Source organism: Phreatobacter stygius, assembly GCF_005144885.1.
GTDB lineage: Bacteria > Pseudomonadota > Alphaproteobacteria > Rhizobiales > Phreatobacteraceae > Phreatobacter > Phreatobacter stygius.
This window is the reverse complement of sequence record NZ_CP039690.1, coordinates 4,023,317-4,038,354: the sequence shown is the minus strand read 5'-3', so window position 1 is coordinate 4,038,354 and position 15,038 is coordinate 4,023,317. Positions and strand designations below refer to the sequence as shown.

Below are 15,038 nucleotides of genomic sequence, written 5' to 3'. Positions count from 1 at the left end.
TCAGCCCTTTTCGCCGTCACGGCCGAACAGCTGCACGAGCAGCAATCCGGCGACGGTCACGACGATCATCAGCGTCGCCGCGGCAGCAATGGCCGGATCGACATTCTCATTGATGCCGTCCCAGATGGCGCGCGGCAGCAGATAGACGTTCCGGCTGGTGATGAAGAGAAGCACCACCACCTCGTCCCAGGACGCGATGAAGGCGAAGACCGCGCCGGACAGCACGCCCGGCAAGGCGGCGGGGAACAATACGCGCCGCAGCACCATGCCGGTGCCGGCGCCCAGTGAACGCGCCGCCTGCTCGAGCCTGGCGTCGAAGGCCGCGAGTGCCGATGAGACGGTGACGAAGACCAGCGGAATGCCGCTGACGCCGTGGGCCAGGATGACACCGGCATAGGTGTCGATGAGCCCGAGCGGAATGAACACCCGGTACCAGGCCAAGCCGGCGACGACGCCCGGCACGATCATCGGCAGCAGAAGCAACAGCCGCAGGCGGCCGGCGATCTCTGGCACGAGGTTCCGGCAACCGATGGCGGCGAGCGTCCCGATGACCACCGAACAGGCCGTCGAAGCGATGGCGACGGCAAGGCTGCGCACCATGCTGTCGCGCCAGACCGGCTCGCTCAACAGTGTCCGCCAGTGATCGAAGGACACGGTCTCCTGCGGCAGCGCGAGCCAGGTGGTGTCGGTCAACGACACCGGCACGACGATCAAGGCCGGCAGCACCAGAAAGGCCAGCACGCCAATGGCCAGGATGCGGCTTGTCTGAAACCACGCGGACGGTGAAACGGTCATTTCACACCGAACAGTTTTTCGGCCGGCACCAGCCGCGAGACGATGGCGAGCGACAGGATCACCAGGACCAGAAGGCTGGTGGCCAAGGCCGTCGCGATGCCCCAGTTCAGCGTCTCGCTGATGCCGAATTCGATATATTGCGCGACCATCACCACCTTGCCGCCGCCGAGCAGCGCCGGCGTCACAAGGAAACCAAGCGAGAGAATGAAGACCAGGATGGTCGCGCCGACGATGCCGGGAACCGACAGCGGCAGGAAGACACGCAGGAAGGTCCGGACCGGTCCGGCGCCGCAGGCGCGCGCGGCTGCCCCCAGCCGGCCGTCGATGCCGAGCATGGTCGAGAGCATCGGCAGCACCGCATAGGGCACCATGTAGTGCACCATGCCGATGAGCACGCCGATCTCGTTGCGCAGGAGTGCGAGCGGCTTGTCGATCACGCCGAGCGCCATCAGGGCCGAATTGACCATGCCCTCGCGCTGCAGCAGCACGACCCAGGCGAAGGCGCGGACCAGAACCGACAGCCAGAACGGCATCAACACCGCCAAGAGAAGCCATTTGCGGAGGTTCGGCGGTGAATGGGCGATCACATAGGCGACGAGATAGCCGAGCAGGATGGTGATCAGCGTCGTCGTTGCCGCCATGCGCAACGTCGTCGCAGCGATCGAGCGGAACAACGGCTCGGTCACCAGCTCGATATAGTTGCCGAAGCCCGCGACAGGTTCGACGAAGGACAGCCTGAGCACGTTCGCGACCGGCAAGGCGAAGCACAGGGCGATTGCGATCAGTGCCGGCAGGACCAGCGCCCAGGACGTGGCGAAGCGGTTCTCACCCATGGGCCACCGGGACCCGTTCACGAGCGGCGCCCTGGCGGTCGAACACGACCTTGCCCGCGACAATAGTCATCTCGGCGCGCGCCACGCCGATGGCCTCGTCCGGGCAGGACAGCAGATCCGTGTCGACCACCGTCACATCGGCGAGCCGGCCAGGCGCAAGACTGCCGAGGACATCGCCAAGTCCCGCCGCGATGGCCGGATTGACCGTATAGGTGCGCAGGGCGTCGACCCGCCCGAGCGCCTGGTCGGCGGCGATGACCGCGCCGGACGCGGTCCGGCGCGTGACGAGCGCCGCAATGGTGGTGAAGGGGTTGCGCCCGCAGACCGGTGCATCGCTATGGGCGCAGACGAGCGCGCCGCGCGCCATCATCGAGCGATGCGGCCAGAGCCAGGCCATGTCGCTGACCGGCCGCTGGCGCAGGTAGCTGTCGCCGAGATCATGCAGGAAGGCGGCTGCCGAGGAGACCGTGGCGCCGGTCCTGGCAAAGCGCTCCTGGGTCGCCGGCGGCATGCAGCAGCAATGCTCGACGCGCGGGCGTGGTCCAGCGACACCGGCCGCGTCGCTCGCCTCGATGGCGTCGAGCGCCAGGTCGATGCCGCGGTCACCATTGCCGGTGAGGCAGAATTGCAAGCCGGCGGCACGCACGGCGCGCGCCCGGTCGGCCATGTCGGCGGCGGCATAATTGACGAAGCCGCGGGTCTCTCCGGTGTCGCCAGCCATCGGACGATAGGGCTGATAATAGGCTGCCGTCCGCCCACCCGTGCTGCCGTCGAAACCGAATTCGACGCCGAGCATCCGCAGATGCTCATCGCCCGAGCCAAAGCGCTCGCCGGATGCCAGCAGGCGATCCAGCAATTGCTCGTCACGGCCATCGGCCATGATGGCGACCCGTAGCGGCAGCGCCCCGTCGGTGTGAAGCCGGCGGTAGGCCGTGATGGCGTCGGCGGCGGTCAGGGCATTGTGGATACCGGTAATGCCGTTTGCCGCAATGTCGGCCATGACGGCGGGAAAGCCGGCGAGGAAATCGTCGACGCCTTGGCCGCTATTGCCGATACGGACGAAATGCTGGGTCAGTCGGCCGCGCACCACGCCGCTCGCCAGTCCCGCGGCGTCGGTGTCGACCTGGTCGGAGCCGTCGTGACCGGCGGCCGGGTCGATGCCGGCGGCGGCGAAGGCCGCGGTGTTGGCCACGCCGACATGGGCGTCCCGCCTGAGCAGGAAGACCGGGCGGCCGGGAGCCGCCGCATCGAGCATCGCCCGGTCCGGGTGACGGCCGCCGAGCGCATTCTCGTCATAACGATAACCGAGGAACCAGCGCCCACGGGGGGCGGTTTGATCAAAACGGCTGATCTGGCCGAGCAGCGTGTCGAGATCGCCATGGAGGTCCGCGAGATTCTGCCAGCGGCCATGTTTCGCCGCTTCGCCGTCGGGGTGACAATGGCTGTCGACCAGGCCCGGCAAGGCGAAACAGCCCTTGAGATCGACAGCCTGGCGGGCGCGCGCCGCATAGGGGGCGAGCTCCGCATCGGAGCCGACGGCGAGGATGCGACCGCCGGCCACGGCGATCGCCTGGGCGAACGGACGTGCATCGTCGAAGGTCGCGATGCGGCCGCCATGCAGGACGAGGTCGACGGAGCGCGACATCAGCCGGTAATGACCTTGATGTAATCGTTGTAGACACGATCCTGATTTTCGGCGTGCCAATCGGCATCGGCCAGGATCTGCACGGCCATGTTGGCGTCGTCGGTCGGATTGTCGGGTTTCAGATCCGCCGGGACCAGGGCGGAAGCGGCCGGATTGGCCGGCCCGTTGCCCATCAGGCGCAGCAGCTCGACCTGGGATTCCGGCGACTGGGTCGCGGCGATGAAATCGAACGCAACCTTGCCGGCCGGATTGCCCTTCGGCACCAGCCAGCCGGCCGGGATCAGCACGCCTTGGTTCCAGGTGAAATCGATGCGGCTGCCGCGCTCGCGGCGAAGCACCACCGAGCGGGTGTGCCAGATCATGCCCATCGAGGCCTCGCCCTGGCGCATGAGCTGCTGGCTTTCGGCGCCCGACTTCCAGAACACCGTATTGGCCTTGATCTCGCGGATCTTGTCGAGTGCGCGACGCTCGTCGATCGGATAGATTTGGGCCCAATCCGCGGCGACGCCATCGGCCATCAGCGCCCCCTCGAGCGCGCCGAGAATGCGGTCCGGCAAGGTTCGAGTGCCGGGGAAATCCTTGACGTTCCAGAAATCGGCCCAGGTCTTCGGCGGATTGTCGCCGTAACGGCGGCGGTCATAGGTCAGCACGAAGCTGTACAGGAAGTGCGATACGCCCCACTCGTTGTAGAAGCCAGGCCGGACCTTGGCCTTGTCGACACGCGACCAGTCGATCGGTTCGAGATAGCCCCGGCGGCCGAGATTGAGGGCGGCAGCCAGATTGGCGTCGCAGACGTCCCAGACGACATTGCGGCTTTCGACCATGGTCCTGATCTTGCCGAAGCTTGGGCCGCCACCGTCGAATTCGACCTTGATGCCCGACTGACGCTCGAACGGAATGCCCCAGGCCGTCGGCTGATGGCGCAGGGCATCGCCGCCCCAATTGCAGACGACCAGGCGCCGGGTCTGCGCGACCGCCGGTCCGGCGCTGACCAGCCCCATCGCCGCGAGCACGCCAAGAAGCTGGCGTCGCTGGACCGGCCGGTTCGCGGTACGATCCAGGGCCGACTCAATCGCGTCGCGGAGAAAACTCGTGTCGTTCATCACCAGGCTCGCAAGCGTGAATTTTCACAACGATAACCTTTTGTCGATTTTGCGCAATAGCTCTAGCCTTTGATTATGAACGAACCCGACGACGCGCCGCTTAATCCGCGCCTGACCCTGGCGCAGCTCGACGCCTTGCGCGCCGTCGTCTCGACCCGTGGGGTGAGCGAGGCGGCACGGCTGCTGAATGTCTCGCAGCCAGCCGTCAGCAAGCTGCTCCGGCAGGCCGAGCGGAGCCTTGGCCTGACGCTGCTTCAACGGGACGGCAACCGCGTCACCCTGACGCGCGAGGCCGAGCTGCTGCAATGGGAGGTGGAGAGGCTGTTCGGCACCTATGACTCGATCCAGCGGCTCGCAGCCTCGCTACGGGGCGAGACCGACCTGACGATTTCAGTCGCAGCCATTCCGACGCAGGCAACGCGCTTCGCCATTCCGGCCATCAAGGCTTTCCGCACCGAGCACCCCGATGTCAGGATCAAGCTCGATGTCGTTGCCAACCAGCCGATCATCGACGCGGTCACCTCCGGTCGCGCGGAATTCGGCCTGGTCCATTCGATCGCCGTCACGCCGGAGCTGAAGACAGAGGATCTCGGCGAGCAGCGGGTCCTTTGCATCGCGGCGCGCGATCATCGCTTCGCGGCGCTCGCATCGATCGGCCGGGGCGATTTCATTGGCGAAACCTTCGTCTCCTATGGCCCGAATACGACATTCGGGCGCTGGCTGAGCGCCGCCTTCACGCGCGCCGGCAACGACATCAAGGTGGATGTCGAAATTACCGCCTCGCCGACCTTGATCGAGGCCGTTGAAGCGGGGGTTGGCGTCGGCCTGATCGAAGAGGCGGCGTTGAATGTCCGCTCGCGCGATCATCTGACGGTTCGACCGCTCAGCGCCCCCTTGGCGTTTCGCTCGCGGATCCTGCGCATGCCCGGAAGGGCACTGTCGCGTCCGGCCGAGCTGCTGCTCGAAGAGTATCGGAAGATCGTCGGGGCCGGCATGTGGCGGCAGGATGTGCCATGAGACCAGACAGATGAGACCGGACAGATGAGACCGGACAGCCCCCGTCGACGGGCAGGCGGCCCAGGCACCTCGAGCCGCCATCGGTCGTCGCCCGGGCTTCTCGCACCGCCCGCCTGAGACGCCAAGAACCCCGGCGCGAGCCAGGGTTCCAGGCATTTCAGGAGATCGAAGCAGGCAGGCGGTCCGGCGATTACTCGCAGACACGGACACGGCGCAGCGCCGGGCCATAAGGCGTATCGACCCAGCGACGGACCGTATAGCAGTCGCCGTAGCCATAGACCGGCTCGGCATGGGCGCGCGACCCGGCGATGGCGAGGGCGGCGCCGCCGACGATCGCACCGGCGGCAACGGCGCCCCAGGGGAAGTAGCGTGCTTCCGCCTTCGGGGCGGTGGCGAGCGACAGGGTGGTTGCGGCGACGGCCGCGATGGCAAGGGTCTTGAAGCGGGTCATGGCGGGTCTCCGTGAAGGCTGCCGGCTGGCTCGATTGCCCCGGTTATTCATGGGTCGTGCCACGGCGCGAAAAGGTTCGAGCCCGTGCCAAATCTTTTGCACGGGCTCGAATTTTGACCTCAACGGCAATACGGGTGCCGGTTATTTGCCGAGCTTCGGATCCACCGTGGCCTGCTGCGGCGGCGCCACCGGAGACGGCGCCTGGGCCGTCTCGGGCGCCGGCGTCGGCGCGACCGCCATCGGCGCCGGCGCTTCGACCGGCGGAGGATTCTGTGCCGCGTTGAGCGCTGGCACCGGATCGGCAAGACCCGCGCCGAGCTGCGGGTCCGGTGTCGCGCCGCGTCGTGCCGTCTCGCGCAGGATCTGGCGGAGCGCCGTCGGATCGAGATTGGGCGAGCGCTCGAGGATCAGCGCCGCGATGCCGCTGACATGGGCCGCGGCAACCGAAGTTCCGGACGAAATCTGATAGCCGCCTTGGGGCGCTGGCAGCAGCACCTCGACACCGGGCGCCGCGACCGCCACATGCGCGCCACGCGTCGCCGCGTCGAAGATATGGCCACCCTGGTCGACCGCCGTCACGGCGATCACATTGGGGTCGGCAGCCGGGAACGAGACCGGTGCATTCGGCCCCTCATTGCCCATGGCGGCGATCATCGCGATGCGGCGCTCGGCGGCGATCTGGATGGCGCGGGTCATCATCGGGTCGCGCGGACCGGCAAAGCTCATATTGATGACGCGGGCACCCTCGCGGATCGACCATTCCATCGCCTTGAGAATGTGAAAGCTCGTGCCGGAGGCACCGGCCGCCTGGCCGGGCGCGAAAGCGCGGGCGGCAAGAATATCGGCGCGCGGCGACACGCCGGTCAGCTGGGCATGGGCAATGATCGCGCCTGCCATGCCGGTGCCGTGCTCGTGGGCCTGGAACGGCCCGCCGACGGCATCGAAACGCTTGGTGATCCGGCCGACGATTTCCGGGTGGTTCTGATCGATGCCGGAATCGATCACCGCGATCGACACCCGCTCGCCGCGTGACAGAAGATGGGCTTCCGGCAGCCGCAGCGTATCGACGACATATTGCAGCGACGCGCCGCCGGCCGCCGTGGTCGTCGAACTCTGCAGCCGATAGACATAGTTCGGCCGCTCGAACAGATAGTTCGGCTGGACATAGGCGACGCGCGCATCACGCGTCATGGCGCGGATGGCGGCCGGGACATCCTGCCTGTTCGGCACCCGGTAGCGATGCACCGAAGTGCCGAGCAGCTCGGAGCGCTCCTCGCCGAGCAGCCTCAGATTGAAGCGCCGCACCACCTGCTGGATCTCGGCCGCCGGCGCGTTGGGGCGCATCACGAACAGCACTTCGCCAGCCATGTAGCGCCGCTCGGTCGGCGGCGGCAGGCCCGGCGGGCTATCGACGATCACTTCGCGGTCGCCGGCGCGCGCCGCCTGGATCAAGGCAATGGCTGCGGGAACGCCGATTGCCGCGGCCGCCGCCGCGGCGGCGAAACCGGCGCCACCGCCGCCGCCAAATCCACCAGCTCCGGGCGGCAAGCCACCGCCGCCTCCCCCACCACCGCCGCCGGGCGGCAGGTTGCCGCCGGGCGGCAGGTTGCCGCCGGTGCGGCCACCAACGCTGATATTCGGGCCGCGGCCGGGAATGCGGCCCGGCACGTCGAGACGGCCGCCGGGGCGCCCGGGAATCTCGGTGACCCGACCACCACGGCCGGGGATCTCGGTCACCCGGCCACCACGACCGGGGATCTCGGTCACCCGCCCACCACGGCCGGGGATCTCGGTCATCCGGCCGCCACGGCCGGGGATCTCGGTCATCCGGCCACCACGGCCGGGGATCTCCGTCATCCGGCCACCACGGCCGGGAATCTCGCCGAACCGGCCCTGGCCACGTCCGATCGCCATGTCGGGATTGCGGCCGAAGCGTTCCATGCCGCCCGGCATCCGCTGGCCCTGAATCCCGCGCATGTTCGGAATCCGGTTGGGCATGTTCATATTGGGGACACGGCTCGGCCGGCTGATGCTCGGCCGGCGGTCGAGGTTGCCAATACCGGGAATTCCGATGCCGCCAAGGCCGCCAATGCCGAACTGCGCTTCGGCCGGGCGTGAATCGAGCACGACCAGGCTGGTTGTGCCAAGGAACAGCGCGACGAGCCCGGCAAGAGCCTTCACGCCGCCGCGCGTCGCCTTTGTCCGATCAGGGCCTTGGACCGTCATGGCTGCGTCCTCTCAACCAACATTCGGATCGTGCCAATAGGCTGCGAATGTTTCTGTTTGAATGCGCAGATGTCTTTGATGCGATACAGCGACAAGCGACCGATTGTCACACACATGACGACAGTATCACACTGGCGATTACATCGAGGGGCCGGCGAAGCGCACCACGTCGGCGCGTCCCCGGAGGGTCGCCAGGGCCTGGTCGACCTGGGCCTGCGGCATGCCACGCGCGCCAACCCGGACCCGGTAGAAACCGCCCGGGCGCGGGCCATCGACGATCGTGCCACGCACCTGTTCGAGAAGCTTGGTCATCTCGGCGGCGCTCGCCTGGGCGGTGAAGCCGATCAGCACGAAGGTGCCGTCGGACTGGCCCGACGCGGCGGTCTCATGCGAAGCGGTCTGGAAATTCGCGCCGCCGCCAATGAAACCCGAGCCGATCACACCGGCCTGAACCACCAGGGCAATGGCGGCTGCGCCGGCGGCATAGGCGAGCGTGCGCGGCGCCAACTGGCTGAGCTTCGCGCCGAACCAATCGGCAAAGCCAGCCTTGGCGCGGGCGGTGACATGAGCAAGCCTGGCGGGTTCGGCCTCGACGCGCTTCATCAACGCGTCGAGCACCCGCGGCGAGGGCGTCGGCATCCGGTCGATCAGGGTAAGCGTTGCGTCCTGATCTTCCCGGACGATCTCGAGTTCGTCGCGCAGCGAAGGGTCGATGGCGAGCGCCGCCTCGACGCGCGCCTTGTCGGCGGCGTCGAGCTTGCCCGAAACATACCAGGGCAGCAGCTCGGAAAGGGCTCGCCGTTCGGATGCATTCATGGGATCGCGCGTCGTCATGGCCAACCTCGATCGACTCCGGCGCTTTGCATAAGCTCCTGGAGTCTTTTGCGCGCATAGAACATGCGCGTCTTGACGGTGTTTTCCGGTATCCCGACGATCTCGGCCACTTCGGAGATGGATTTCTCCTGGTAGTAGACGAGATCGACGATCTCCCGGTGCTCATTCGAAAGGGCTTCGATGCAGCGACGGATCGCCTGCGCCTTGTCCACTTTCTGAGCCACCGTTTCGGGCGTGTCCGCCTCGTCGGCTATGGCGCCGGCCTGCTCCTCGTCGAGGGACGCTTCGGTCGGCCGTCGCAAACTCGACAAAGCCTTGAAACGTGCCATTCCGAGGATCCAGGTCGAGACGCTGGAGCGCCCCTCGAACCTGTCAGCCTGCCGCCATACGTCGAGGAACACTTCGCCAATAAGATCCTCGGCATGCCCCTCGTCCTTGATGAACCGGAGAATGAACCGGAACACGCGGACGTGGTGGCGGGCATAGAGGGCCCTGAAGGCAAGACGATCGCCCTTGGCAACCCGGTTTATGAGGTCCTGGTCGCTGTCAGACTGCATCGTCGGTCCCGAGCCGGTGGGCTCGCATGATCAGTCGCGGCGAGGCATGAAAAGGTTCAAAGGCCATGTTGAAGAATCTACCCATCCCGATCAGCGAAGGCCACGTGTAACATGACCGAACGGAGGGCGAGGTCAACCGCAAGACCGGCAAGACGATCCGGACAGGATTGCCGGCGTGGAATGCTCAGGTCGGGATCAGCGCCCAATAGTCCAGATCGAGGATAACGGCGGGATCGTAATCCTCGCCCACGCGCAACGGATAGGCAGCGCAGGGCTGGTCCTTGGTGGCGATGGTACGGATGCGCAGCGCGCCGACATCGTCGCGGCCCGGCAGTTCCTGCACGTCGGTTATTTCCGACCAGGCGAACACGGTATTGCCGGCAAACAGCGGCGCGACGTGGCGGCCGCCATTGATCGCCGCCACGTGGAAGGCATTGGCCAGGCCGTTGAACGACAGCGCCCGGGCGATCGAAATGACGTGACCGCCATAGATCAGCCGGCGGCCGAACCGGCCCTGGCCTTCGGTGAACTGATTGAAATGCACCTTCGCGGTATTCTGGTAGAGCCGGGTGGCCATCATATGCTCGGCCTCTTCGACCGTCATGCCATCGGCATGGTCGATCTTCTCGCCGATGGCATAGTCGCGGAAGCGGTGGCGCTGGCCGGCGAGCCCGGTGTCATAGGCTTCGGGATCGATGATCGGACAGGCATCGCCGATGGCATCCGGATCCAGCGCCTTGGGCAGCGCCGGAATGAGTTCGGTCGGCACCGGCGCATCCTCGGCGCGCTTGCGCACCATGACCCAGCGCACATAGTCGACCACCTCGACGCCATGCTGGTTGGTGCCGATGGAGCGGACATAGACGACGCCGGTCTTGCGGTTGGAATTCTCCTTCAGTCCGATCACCTCGGACACGGTGGACAAGGTGTCGCCGGGGTAGACCGGGCTCAGGAACCGGCAGCCGGCATAACCGAGATTGGCCACCGCGTTCAGCGACACATCCGGCACGGTCTTGCCGAACACGATGTGGAAAACCAGGAGGTCATCGAGCGGGCTGCGCGGATAGCCGATCGCGCGGGCGAAGGCGTCGGACGACTGGACGGCGAAGCGCGAGCCATAAAGCGCGGTATGAAGGGCGACATCGCCCGAGGTCACCGTGCGCGGCGTGGCGTGACGCAGCTTGTCGCCAAGGCGGAAGTCCTCGAAGAAGCGGCCCGGATTGGTCTTTGGCATGACTGGTTCCCCACAACTCCTCCCGGTTATGCCGTGGTGCGTCGCAAAATCCAACCGGACGAACGGCGGGTGACGCCGCCTCGCCATCCCATGTCGGCGTGTTCACAAACCCTCAAGCCTTAGGTAATGATCGCGCCGCCGCGGCCGGGACGTGTGATATCACGCCTGGCTCCCCCAGATCGGCCGACGTGCGAGAAGGTGCCCATGGCTGCGACGTCAATCCCCGGCCGGCCGAAACTGATCCTGGCCTCCGGTTCGCCGCGCCGCCTGGCGCTGCTGCAGCAGGCCGGCATCGAACCGGACAAGCTGGTCCCGGCCGAAATCGACGAAACGCCGGTGCCGCGGGAAAGCCCGCGCAAGCTGGCGCTGCGCCTGGCACGCGACAAGGCCTCGGAAGCGACGCGGCGGATCCGCGACGACGAGGACTGGCAAGGCGCGGTTCTGCTCGCGGCCGACACGGTGGTCTGCGTCGGCCGGCGCATCCTGCCCAAGGCCGAGACGGTGGACGAGGCCGCCGCCTGCATCCGGTTGCTGTCTGGCCGCTCGCACCGCGTCTATACCGGCCTGTGCCTGGTCGACCAGCATGAGCGCACCCGTGCGCGGCTGGTCGAGACACGCGTCCGGTTCAAGCGGCTCGGCCGCGACGAGATCGATGCCTATCTGGCCTCGGGCGAATGGCGCGGCAAGGCCGGCGGTTATGCTATCCAGGGGATTGCCGGCGCCTTTGTGGTGTCGCTGATCGGCTCCTATACCAATGTTGTCGGCCTGCCGCTGACGGAAGCGGTCGGCCTGATCGCCGGCACCGGTTATCCCGTGACGTTCGGCTGGATCAACCAGACTTGAGGACGTTCAGGTGAACCCGGTGAACGACAATGACCTTCCCGTCGACCCGCAGCGCCCCTGCCCGATCTGCGGCAAGCCGGCGCTGGTCAAGTTCAAGCCGTTCTGCTCGAAGCGCTGCGCCGATGTCGATCTGCACCGGTGGCTGAGCGGCAGCTACGTCATCCCCGCGACCGAAGACGACGACGAGGACGGCGACAGCACGCCGGCGCCCGGCGGCGACGAGGATGAGCGCTGAGCGATGGGCGCGCGGCTGGCCGCGAGCGGCAGCGGCCGGCCGATTGATCGGGGAGTTTGCGCTGGATGGACGGAACCGTCGCGCTGCGGGCGTTTCGCGCCGACGACGAAGGCCAGGTCGATCGCCTGGCGGTCGCGGCGTTCCAGCAATATAGCGGGCTGTTCTCGGACTGGCCGGCCATGGCGGCGGGACTGGCCTGTTCGGCCGAACTGGCGACCAAAGCCGAGATCATCATTGCCGAGACCGGCGGGCGGATCGCCGGATCCGTCGGCTATTGCGGCCCGGACCGGCCGAAAGCCGTCTATTTCGACCAGGCCTGGCCGATCATCCGCATGCTGGTGGTCGACCCGGCTATGCGCGGCAAGGGTCTCGGCCGGCTCCTGAGCGAGGCCTGCATGGTCAAGGCACGACGCGACCGGTCGACGGTGATCGCCCTGCACACCAGCCCGATCATGACGGTTGCCCTGCCGATGTATCAAAGAATGGGCTTCGAATGGCTGCGCGACGTGCCGCCGATCCATGGCGTGCCCTATGCAGTTTACCTCAAGCAACTCGCTTGACGCCTTTCCTGCCCTCGTCTACGGTCCGCGCCTGTTTTCTGCAGGAGACGCGCGTGTCGCGAGCTATCCTTATTGTATCCGGGGCGCCATCGACGGACGTGTGAAACTCACACGGCAGCCGAACGGTGGCGCTCAATCCAAGGTCCCTTACGGGGCCTTTTTTGTTGCCTTCAACACGACAACCAGACCAACGAAAGCCTTAGAGGATCACCCCCATGTCCCGCGAGATGACCGGCGCTGAAATGGTCGTGCAAGCCCTGATCGATCAGGGTGTCGACACGCTCTTTGGCTATCCCGGCGGCGCCGTCCTGCCGATCTATGATGCGATCTTCCAGCAGAACGACGTCAAGCACATCCTGGTTCGTCACGAACAGGGCGCGGTTCATGCGGCGGAAGGTTATGCCCGCTCGTCAGGCAAGGTCGGCGCGGTGCTGGTCACCTCGGGGCCGGGCGCCACCAATGCGGTGACCGGCCTGACCGACGCCTTGATGGATTCGATCCCGCTGGTCTGCTTCACCGGCCAGGTGGCAACCCATCTGATCGGCTCGGACGCCTTCCAGGAGGCCGATACCGTCGGCATCACCCGCCACTGCACCAAGCACAACTACCTGGTCCGGTCGATCGAGGAACTGCCGCGCATCCTGCACGAGGCCTTCTACGTCGCCCAGAACGGCCGGCCCGGCCCGGTGGTCGTCGACATCCCCAAGGACATCCAGTTCAAGACCGGCAAATATGAGCGGCCGCGCGACAACCAGCACAAGACCTATCGGCCGCAGATCAAAGGCGATCTCGGCAAGATCCGCTCCGCCGTCGAGATGATCGCCAAGGCCAAGCGGCCGGTCTTCTATACCGGCGGCGGCGTGATCAATGCCGGGCCGCATGCGGCCGCCCTGCTGCGCGAACTGGTGCGCGCCACCGGCTATCCCGTCACCTCGACGCTGATGGGGCTCGGCGCCTATCCGGCGAACGACAAGCAGTGGCTCGGCATGCTCGGCATGCACGGCACCTACGAGGCCAACCTTGCCATGCATGGCTGCGACCTGATGGTGAATATCGGCGCCCGTTTCGACGACCGCATCACCGGCCGGCTCGACGCCTTCTCGCCGGGGTCGAAGAAGATCCATATCGATATCGATCCCTCGTCGATCAACAAGAACGTCAAGGTCGATCTCGGCATCGTCGGCGATTGCGGCCATGTGCTGGAAGACATGGTGCGGCTGTGGAAAGAGGTCGGCGGCCAGGTCGACAAGCCGGCGCTGAAGGACTGGTGGGGCCAGATCGATGGTTGGCGTGAGCGGAAATCGCTGTCTTATCGGAACTCCGACACGATCATCAAACCGCAATATGCGCTTGAGCGGCTCTATGCGCTGACCAAGCACCGCAACCCCTATTTCACCACCGAGGTCGGCCAGCACCAGATGTGGGCCGCGCAATATCTGCATTTCAACGAACCGAACCACTGGATGACCTCGGGTGGCCTCGGCACCATGGGTTATGGCCTGCCGGCCGCGGTCGGCGCCCAGCTGGCCCATCCGAAAGACCTGGTGGTCTGCGTTGCCGGCGAAGCATCAGTACTGATGAACATGCAGGAGATGTCGACCGCGGCGCAGTATCGCCTGCCGGTGAAGATCTTCATCCTGAACAACGAATATATGGGCATGGTGCGCCAGTGGCAGGAGCTACTGCATGGCGGACGTTATTCGGAGAGCTATTCGGAAGCGCTGCCGGATTTCGTCAAGCTCGCCGAGGCCTATCACGCCAAGGGCATCCGCTGCGACGATCCGAAGAAGCTCGACGCCGCCATCCAGGAGATGCTCGATCATCCCGGCGCCGTCATCTTCGACTGCCGGGTGGCCAAGGACGAGAACTGCTTCCCGATGATCCCGTCGGGCAAGGCGCATAACGAGATGATCCTCGGCGATACGGACGAGGATATCGGCAGCGTCATCGACGCCAAGGGCAGGCAACTGGTGTGAGAGCAATTCGCCGGCAGCGTCAGGCGGGTCGATCCGATCCGCCTGAGCCCGGCGCAACCCGACACTGATGGGCCTGCCGCCGGTTCCCCGGAACAGCGACAGGCTCAAGGCGCCTGCCCCTCCTCATTCCGCTAGAAACGGCAAATCATGGCCCAATCGCAATCCCCCTACTTCCTGACCGACGTCGTCGACGCCACGCGCCGCCACACCCTGGCCGTGCTGGTCGACAACGAGCCCGGCGTGCTTGCCCGCATCGCCGGCATGTTCTCCGGCCGCGGCTACAATATCGAGAGCCTGACCGTCTCGGAGACCGAGCACGAGGCCCATGTCTCGCGTATCACCATCGTCACGACCGGCAGCGAGAAGGTGATCGAGCAGATCAAGGCCCAGCTCGACCGCCTGGTTCCGGTGCATCGCGTGGTCGACCTGACCGTCCAGGGCGAAACGCTCGAGCGCGAACTGGTGCTGATCAAGGTGCGCGGCAAGGGCGACAGCCGGGTCGAGGCGCTTCGGCTCGCCGGCGCCTTCGGTGCGCATACGCTCGACGCGACCCTCAATTCCTTCGTGTTCGAGCTGACCGGCACGACCGAGGAGGTCGAGCGCTTCATCCGCCTGATGGGCACGGTCGGGCTGGTCGAGGTGTCGCGCACCGGCATCGCCGCCATGAGCCGCGGTCCGGACGGCATGCAGGATGCGGCCTTGCCCGAAGGTGCCCAGGGTCGTTGAATG

At 66.3% G+C, this 15,038-nt stretch carries 15 protein-coding genes; 6 read left to right on the top strand and 9 right to left on the bottom strand.

Going from position 1 to position 15,038, the window contains the following annotated elements:
• The 4 genes from E8M01_RS18975 to E8M01_RS18960 are packed head-to-tail and all read right to left on the bottom strand — an operon-like array spanning position 1 to position 4,376.
• Positions 1-795: an ABC transporter permease gene (locus E8M01_RS18975; RefSeq protein ID WP_136961554.1), complete on the bottom strand. Its 795-nt coding sequence runs from the start codon at positions 793-795 to the stop codon at positions 1-3.
• A complete protein-coding gene (locus E8M01_RS18970) occupies positions 792-1,628 on the bottom strand; it encodes an ABC transporter permease (protein ID WP_136961553.1) in 837 nt (278 codons plus the stop codon). Before E8M01_RS18970 ends, E8M01_RS18975 begins: the two co-directional genes overlap by 4 nt.
• The gene (locus tag E8M01_RS18965) at positions 1,621-3,273 is read right to left on the bottom strand and encodes an amidohydrolase (RefSeq protein ID WP_136961552.1); all 1,653 of its coding nucleotides are present in this window, start codon (positions 3,271-3,273) and stop codon (positions 1,621-1,623) included. The genes E8M01_RS18970 and E8M01_RS18965 overlap by 8 nt, the downstream gene beginning before the upstream one ends.
• Positions 3,273-4,376 (bottom strand): ABC transporter substrate-binding protein, encoded by a 1,104-nt coding sequence (locus E8M01_RS18960; RefSeq protein ID WP_136961551.1) that lies wholly within the window; start codon positions 4,374-4,376, stop codon positions 3,273-3,275. Before E8M01_RS18960 ends, E8M01_RS18965 begins: the two co-directional genes overlap by 1 nt.
• A 75-nt stretch (positions 4,377-4,451) precedes the next feature.
• On the opposite strand from E8M01_RS18960, the gene E8M01_RS18955 reads away from it, so the two are divergent.
• Positions 4,452-5,393, top strand: a complete 942-nt coding sequence (locus tag E8M01_RS18955) for a LysR family transcriptional regulator (protein ID WP_136961550.1) — start codon at positions 4,452-4,454, stop codon at positions 5,391-5,393.
• Positions 5,394-5,583: 190 nt separating this feature from the next.
• Here E8M01_RS18955 and E8M01_RS18950 read toward each other — a convergent pair whose 3' ends face one another.
• The 5 genes from E8M01_RS18950 to E8M01_RS18925 all read right to left on the bottom strand — a co-directional run bounded on the left by E8M01_RS18950 (position 5,584) and on the right by E8M01_RS18925 (position 10,695).
• Positions 5,584-5,844, bottom strand: a complete 261-nt coding sequence (locus E8M01_RS18950) for a hypothetical protein (RefSeq protein ID WP_136961549.1) — start codon at positions 5,842-5,844, stop codon at positions 5,584-5,586.
• 141 nt (positions 5,845-5,985) lie between these two features.
• Positions 5,986-8,070, bottom strand: a complete 2,085-nt coding sequence (locus E8M01_RS35100) for a S8 family peptidase (protein WP_170181969.1) — start codon at positions 8,068-8,070, stop codon at positions 5,986-5,988.
• Positions 8,071-8,208: 138 nt separating this feature from the next.
• On the bottom strand, positions 8,209-8,904 hold the full coding sequence (locus tag E8M01_RS18935; RefSeq protein WP_136961546.1) for a hypothetical protein: 696 nt from the start codon (positions 8,902-8,904) through the stop codon (positions 8,209-8,211).
• On the bottom strand, positions 8,901-9,461 hold the full coding sequence (locus E8M01_RS18930; RefSeq protein WP_136961545.1) for a sigma-70 family RNA polymerase sigma factor: 561 nt from the start codon (positions 9,459-9,461) through the stop codon (positions 8,901-8,903). Before E8M01_RS18930 ends, E8M01_RS18935 begins: the two co-directional genes overlap by 4 nt.
• A 184-nt stretch (positions 9,462-9,645) precedes the next feature.
• A complete protein-coding gene (locus E8M01_RS18925; RefSeq protein ID WP_136961544.1) occupies positions 9,646-10,695 on the bottom strand; it encodes a MaoC family dehydratase in 1,050 nt (349 codons plus the stop codon).
• Positions 10,696-10,914: 219 nt separating this feature from the next.
• Here E8M01_RS18925 and E8M01_RS18920 point away from each other — a divergent pair, with 219 nt between their 5' ends.
• The 5 genes from E8M01_RS18920 to ilvN all read left to right on the top strand — a co-directional run bounded on the left by E8M01_RS18920 (position 10,915) and on the right by ilvN (position 15,035).
• The gene (locus E8M01_RS18920; RefSeq protein WP_136964721.1) at positions 10,915-11,538 is read left to right on the top strand and encodes a Maf-like protein; all 624 of its coding nucleotides are present in this window, start codon (positions 10,915-10,917) and stop codon (positions 11,536-11,538) included.
• 10 nt (positions 11,539-11,548) lie between these two features.
• Positions 11,549-11,773: a DNA gyrase inhibitor YacG gene (gene yacG / locus E8M01_RS18915; RefSeq protein ID WP_246088358.1), complete on the top strand. Its 225-nt coding sequence runs from the start codon at positions 11,549-11,551 to the stop codon at positions 11,771-11,773.
• Positions 11,774-11,838: 65 nt separating this feature from the next.
• Entirely contained in the window at positions 11,839-12,333 is a 495-nt protein-coding gene (locus E8M01_RS18910; RefSeq protein WP_136961543.1) for a GNAT family N-acetyltransferase, read from the top strand.
• A gap of 215 nt (positions 12,334-12,548) precedes the next feature.
• Positions 12,549-14,309 carry an acetolactate synthase 3 large subunit gene (locus E8M01_RS18905; RefSeq protein ID WP_136961542.1) on the top strand — a complete coding sequence of 587 codons (1,761 nt, stop codon included), beginning with the start codon at positions 12,549-12,551 and terminating at the stop codon, positions 14,307-14,309.
• 147 nt (positions 14,310-14,456) lie between these two features.
• Complete coding sequence (ilvN, locus tag E8M01_RS18900; protein ID WP_136961541.1) at positions 14,457-15,035, top strand: acetolactate synthase small subunit; 579 nt, start codon at positions 14,457-14,459, stop codon at positions 15,033-15,035.
• The last annotated feature ends 3 nt before the right edge of the window (positions 15,036-15,038 follow it).

Bases quoted from the DNA above. Each gene is read 5' to 3' on its own strand.
- E8M01_RS18975 (WP_136961554.1), bottom strand. From the start codon at position 795: ATGACCGTTTCACCGTCCGCGTGGTTTCAGACAAGCCGCATCCTGGCC.
- E8M01_RS18970 (WP_136961553.1), bottom strand. From the start codon at position 1,628: ATGGGTGAGAACCGCTTCGCCACGTCCTGGGCGCTGGTCCTGCCGGCA.
- E8M01_RS18965 (WP_136961552.1), bottom strand. From the start codon at position 3,273: ATGTCGCGCTCCGTCGACCTCGTCCTGCATGGCGGCCGCATCGCGACC.
- E8M01_RS18960 (WP_136961551.1), bottom strand. From the start codon at position 4,376: ATGAACGACACGAGTTTTCTCCGCGACGCGATTGAGTCGGCCCTGGAT.
- E8M01_RS18955 (WP_136961550.1), top strand. From the start codon at position 4,452: ATGAACGAACCCGACGACGCGCCGCTTAATCCGCGCCTGACCCTGGCG.
- E8M01_RS18950 (WP_136961549.1), bottom strand. From the start codon at position 5,844: ATGACCCGCTTCAAGACCCTTGCCATCGCGGCCGTCGCCGCAACCACC.
- E8M01_RS35100 (WP_170181969.1), bottom strand. From the start codon at position 8,070: ATGACGGTCCAAGGCCCTGATCGGACAAAGGCGACGCGCGGCGGCGTG.
- E8M01_RS18935 (WP_136961546.1), bottom strand. From the start codon at position 8,904: ATGACGACGCGCGATCCCATGAATGCATCCGAACGGCGAGCCCTTTCC.
- E8M01_RS18930 (WP_136961545.1), bottom strand. From the start codon at position 9,461: ATGCAGTCTGACAGCGACCAGGACCTCATAAACCGGGTTGCCAAGGGC.
- E8M01_RS18925 (WP_136961544.1), bottom strand. From the start codon at position 10,695: ATGCCAAAGACCAATCCGGGCCGCTTCTTCGAGGACTTCCGCCTTGGC.
- E8M01_RS18910 (WP_136961543.1), top strand. From the start codon at position 11,839: ATGGACGGAACCGTCGCGCTGCGGGCGTTTCGCGCCGACGACGAAGGC.
- E8M01_RS18905 (WP_136961542.1), top strand. From the start codon at position 12,549: ATGTCCCGCGAGATGACCGGCGCTGAAATGGTCGTGCAAGCCCTGATC.
- ilvN (WP_136961541.1), top strand. From the start codon at position 14,457: ATGGCCCAATCGCAATCCCCCTACTTCCTGACCGACGTCGTCGACGCC.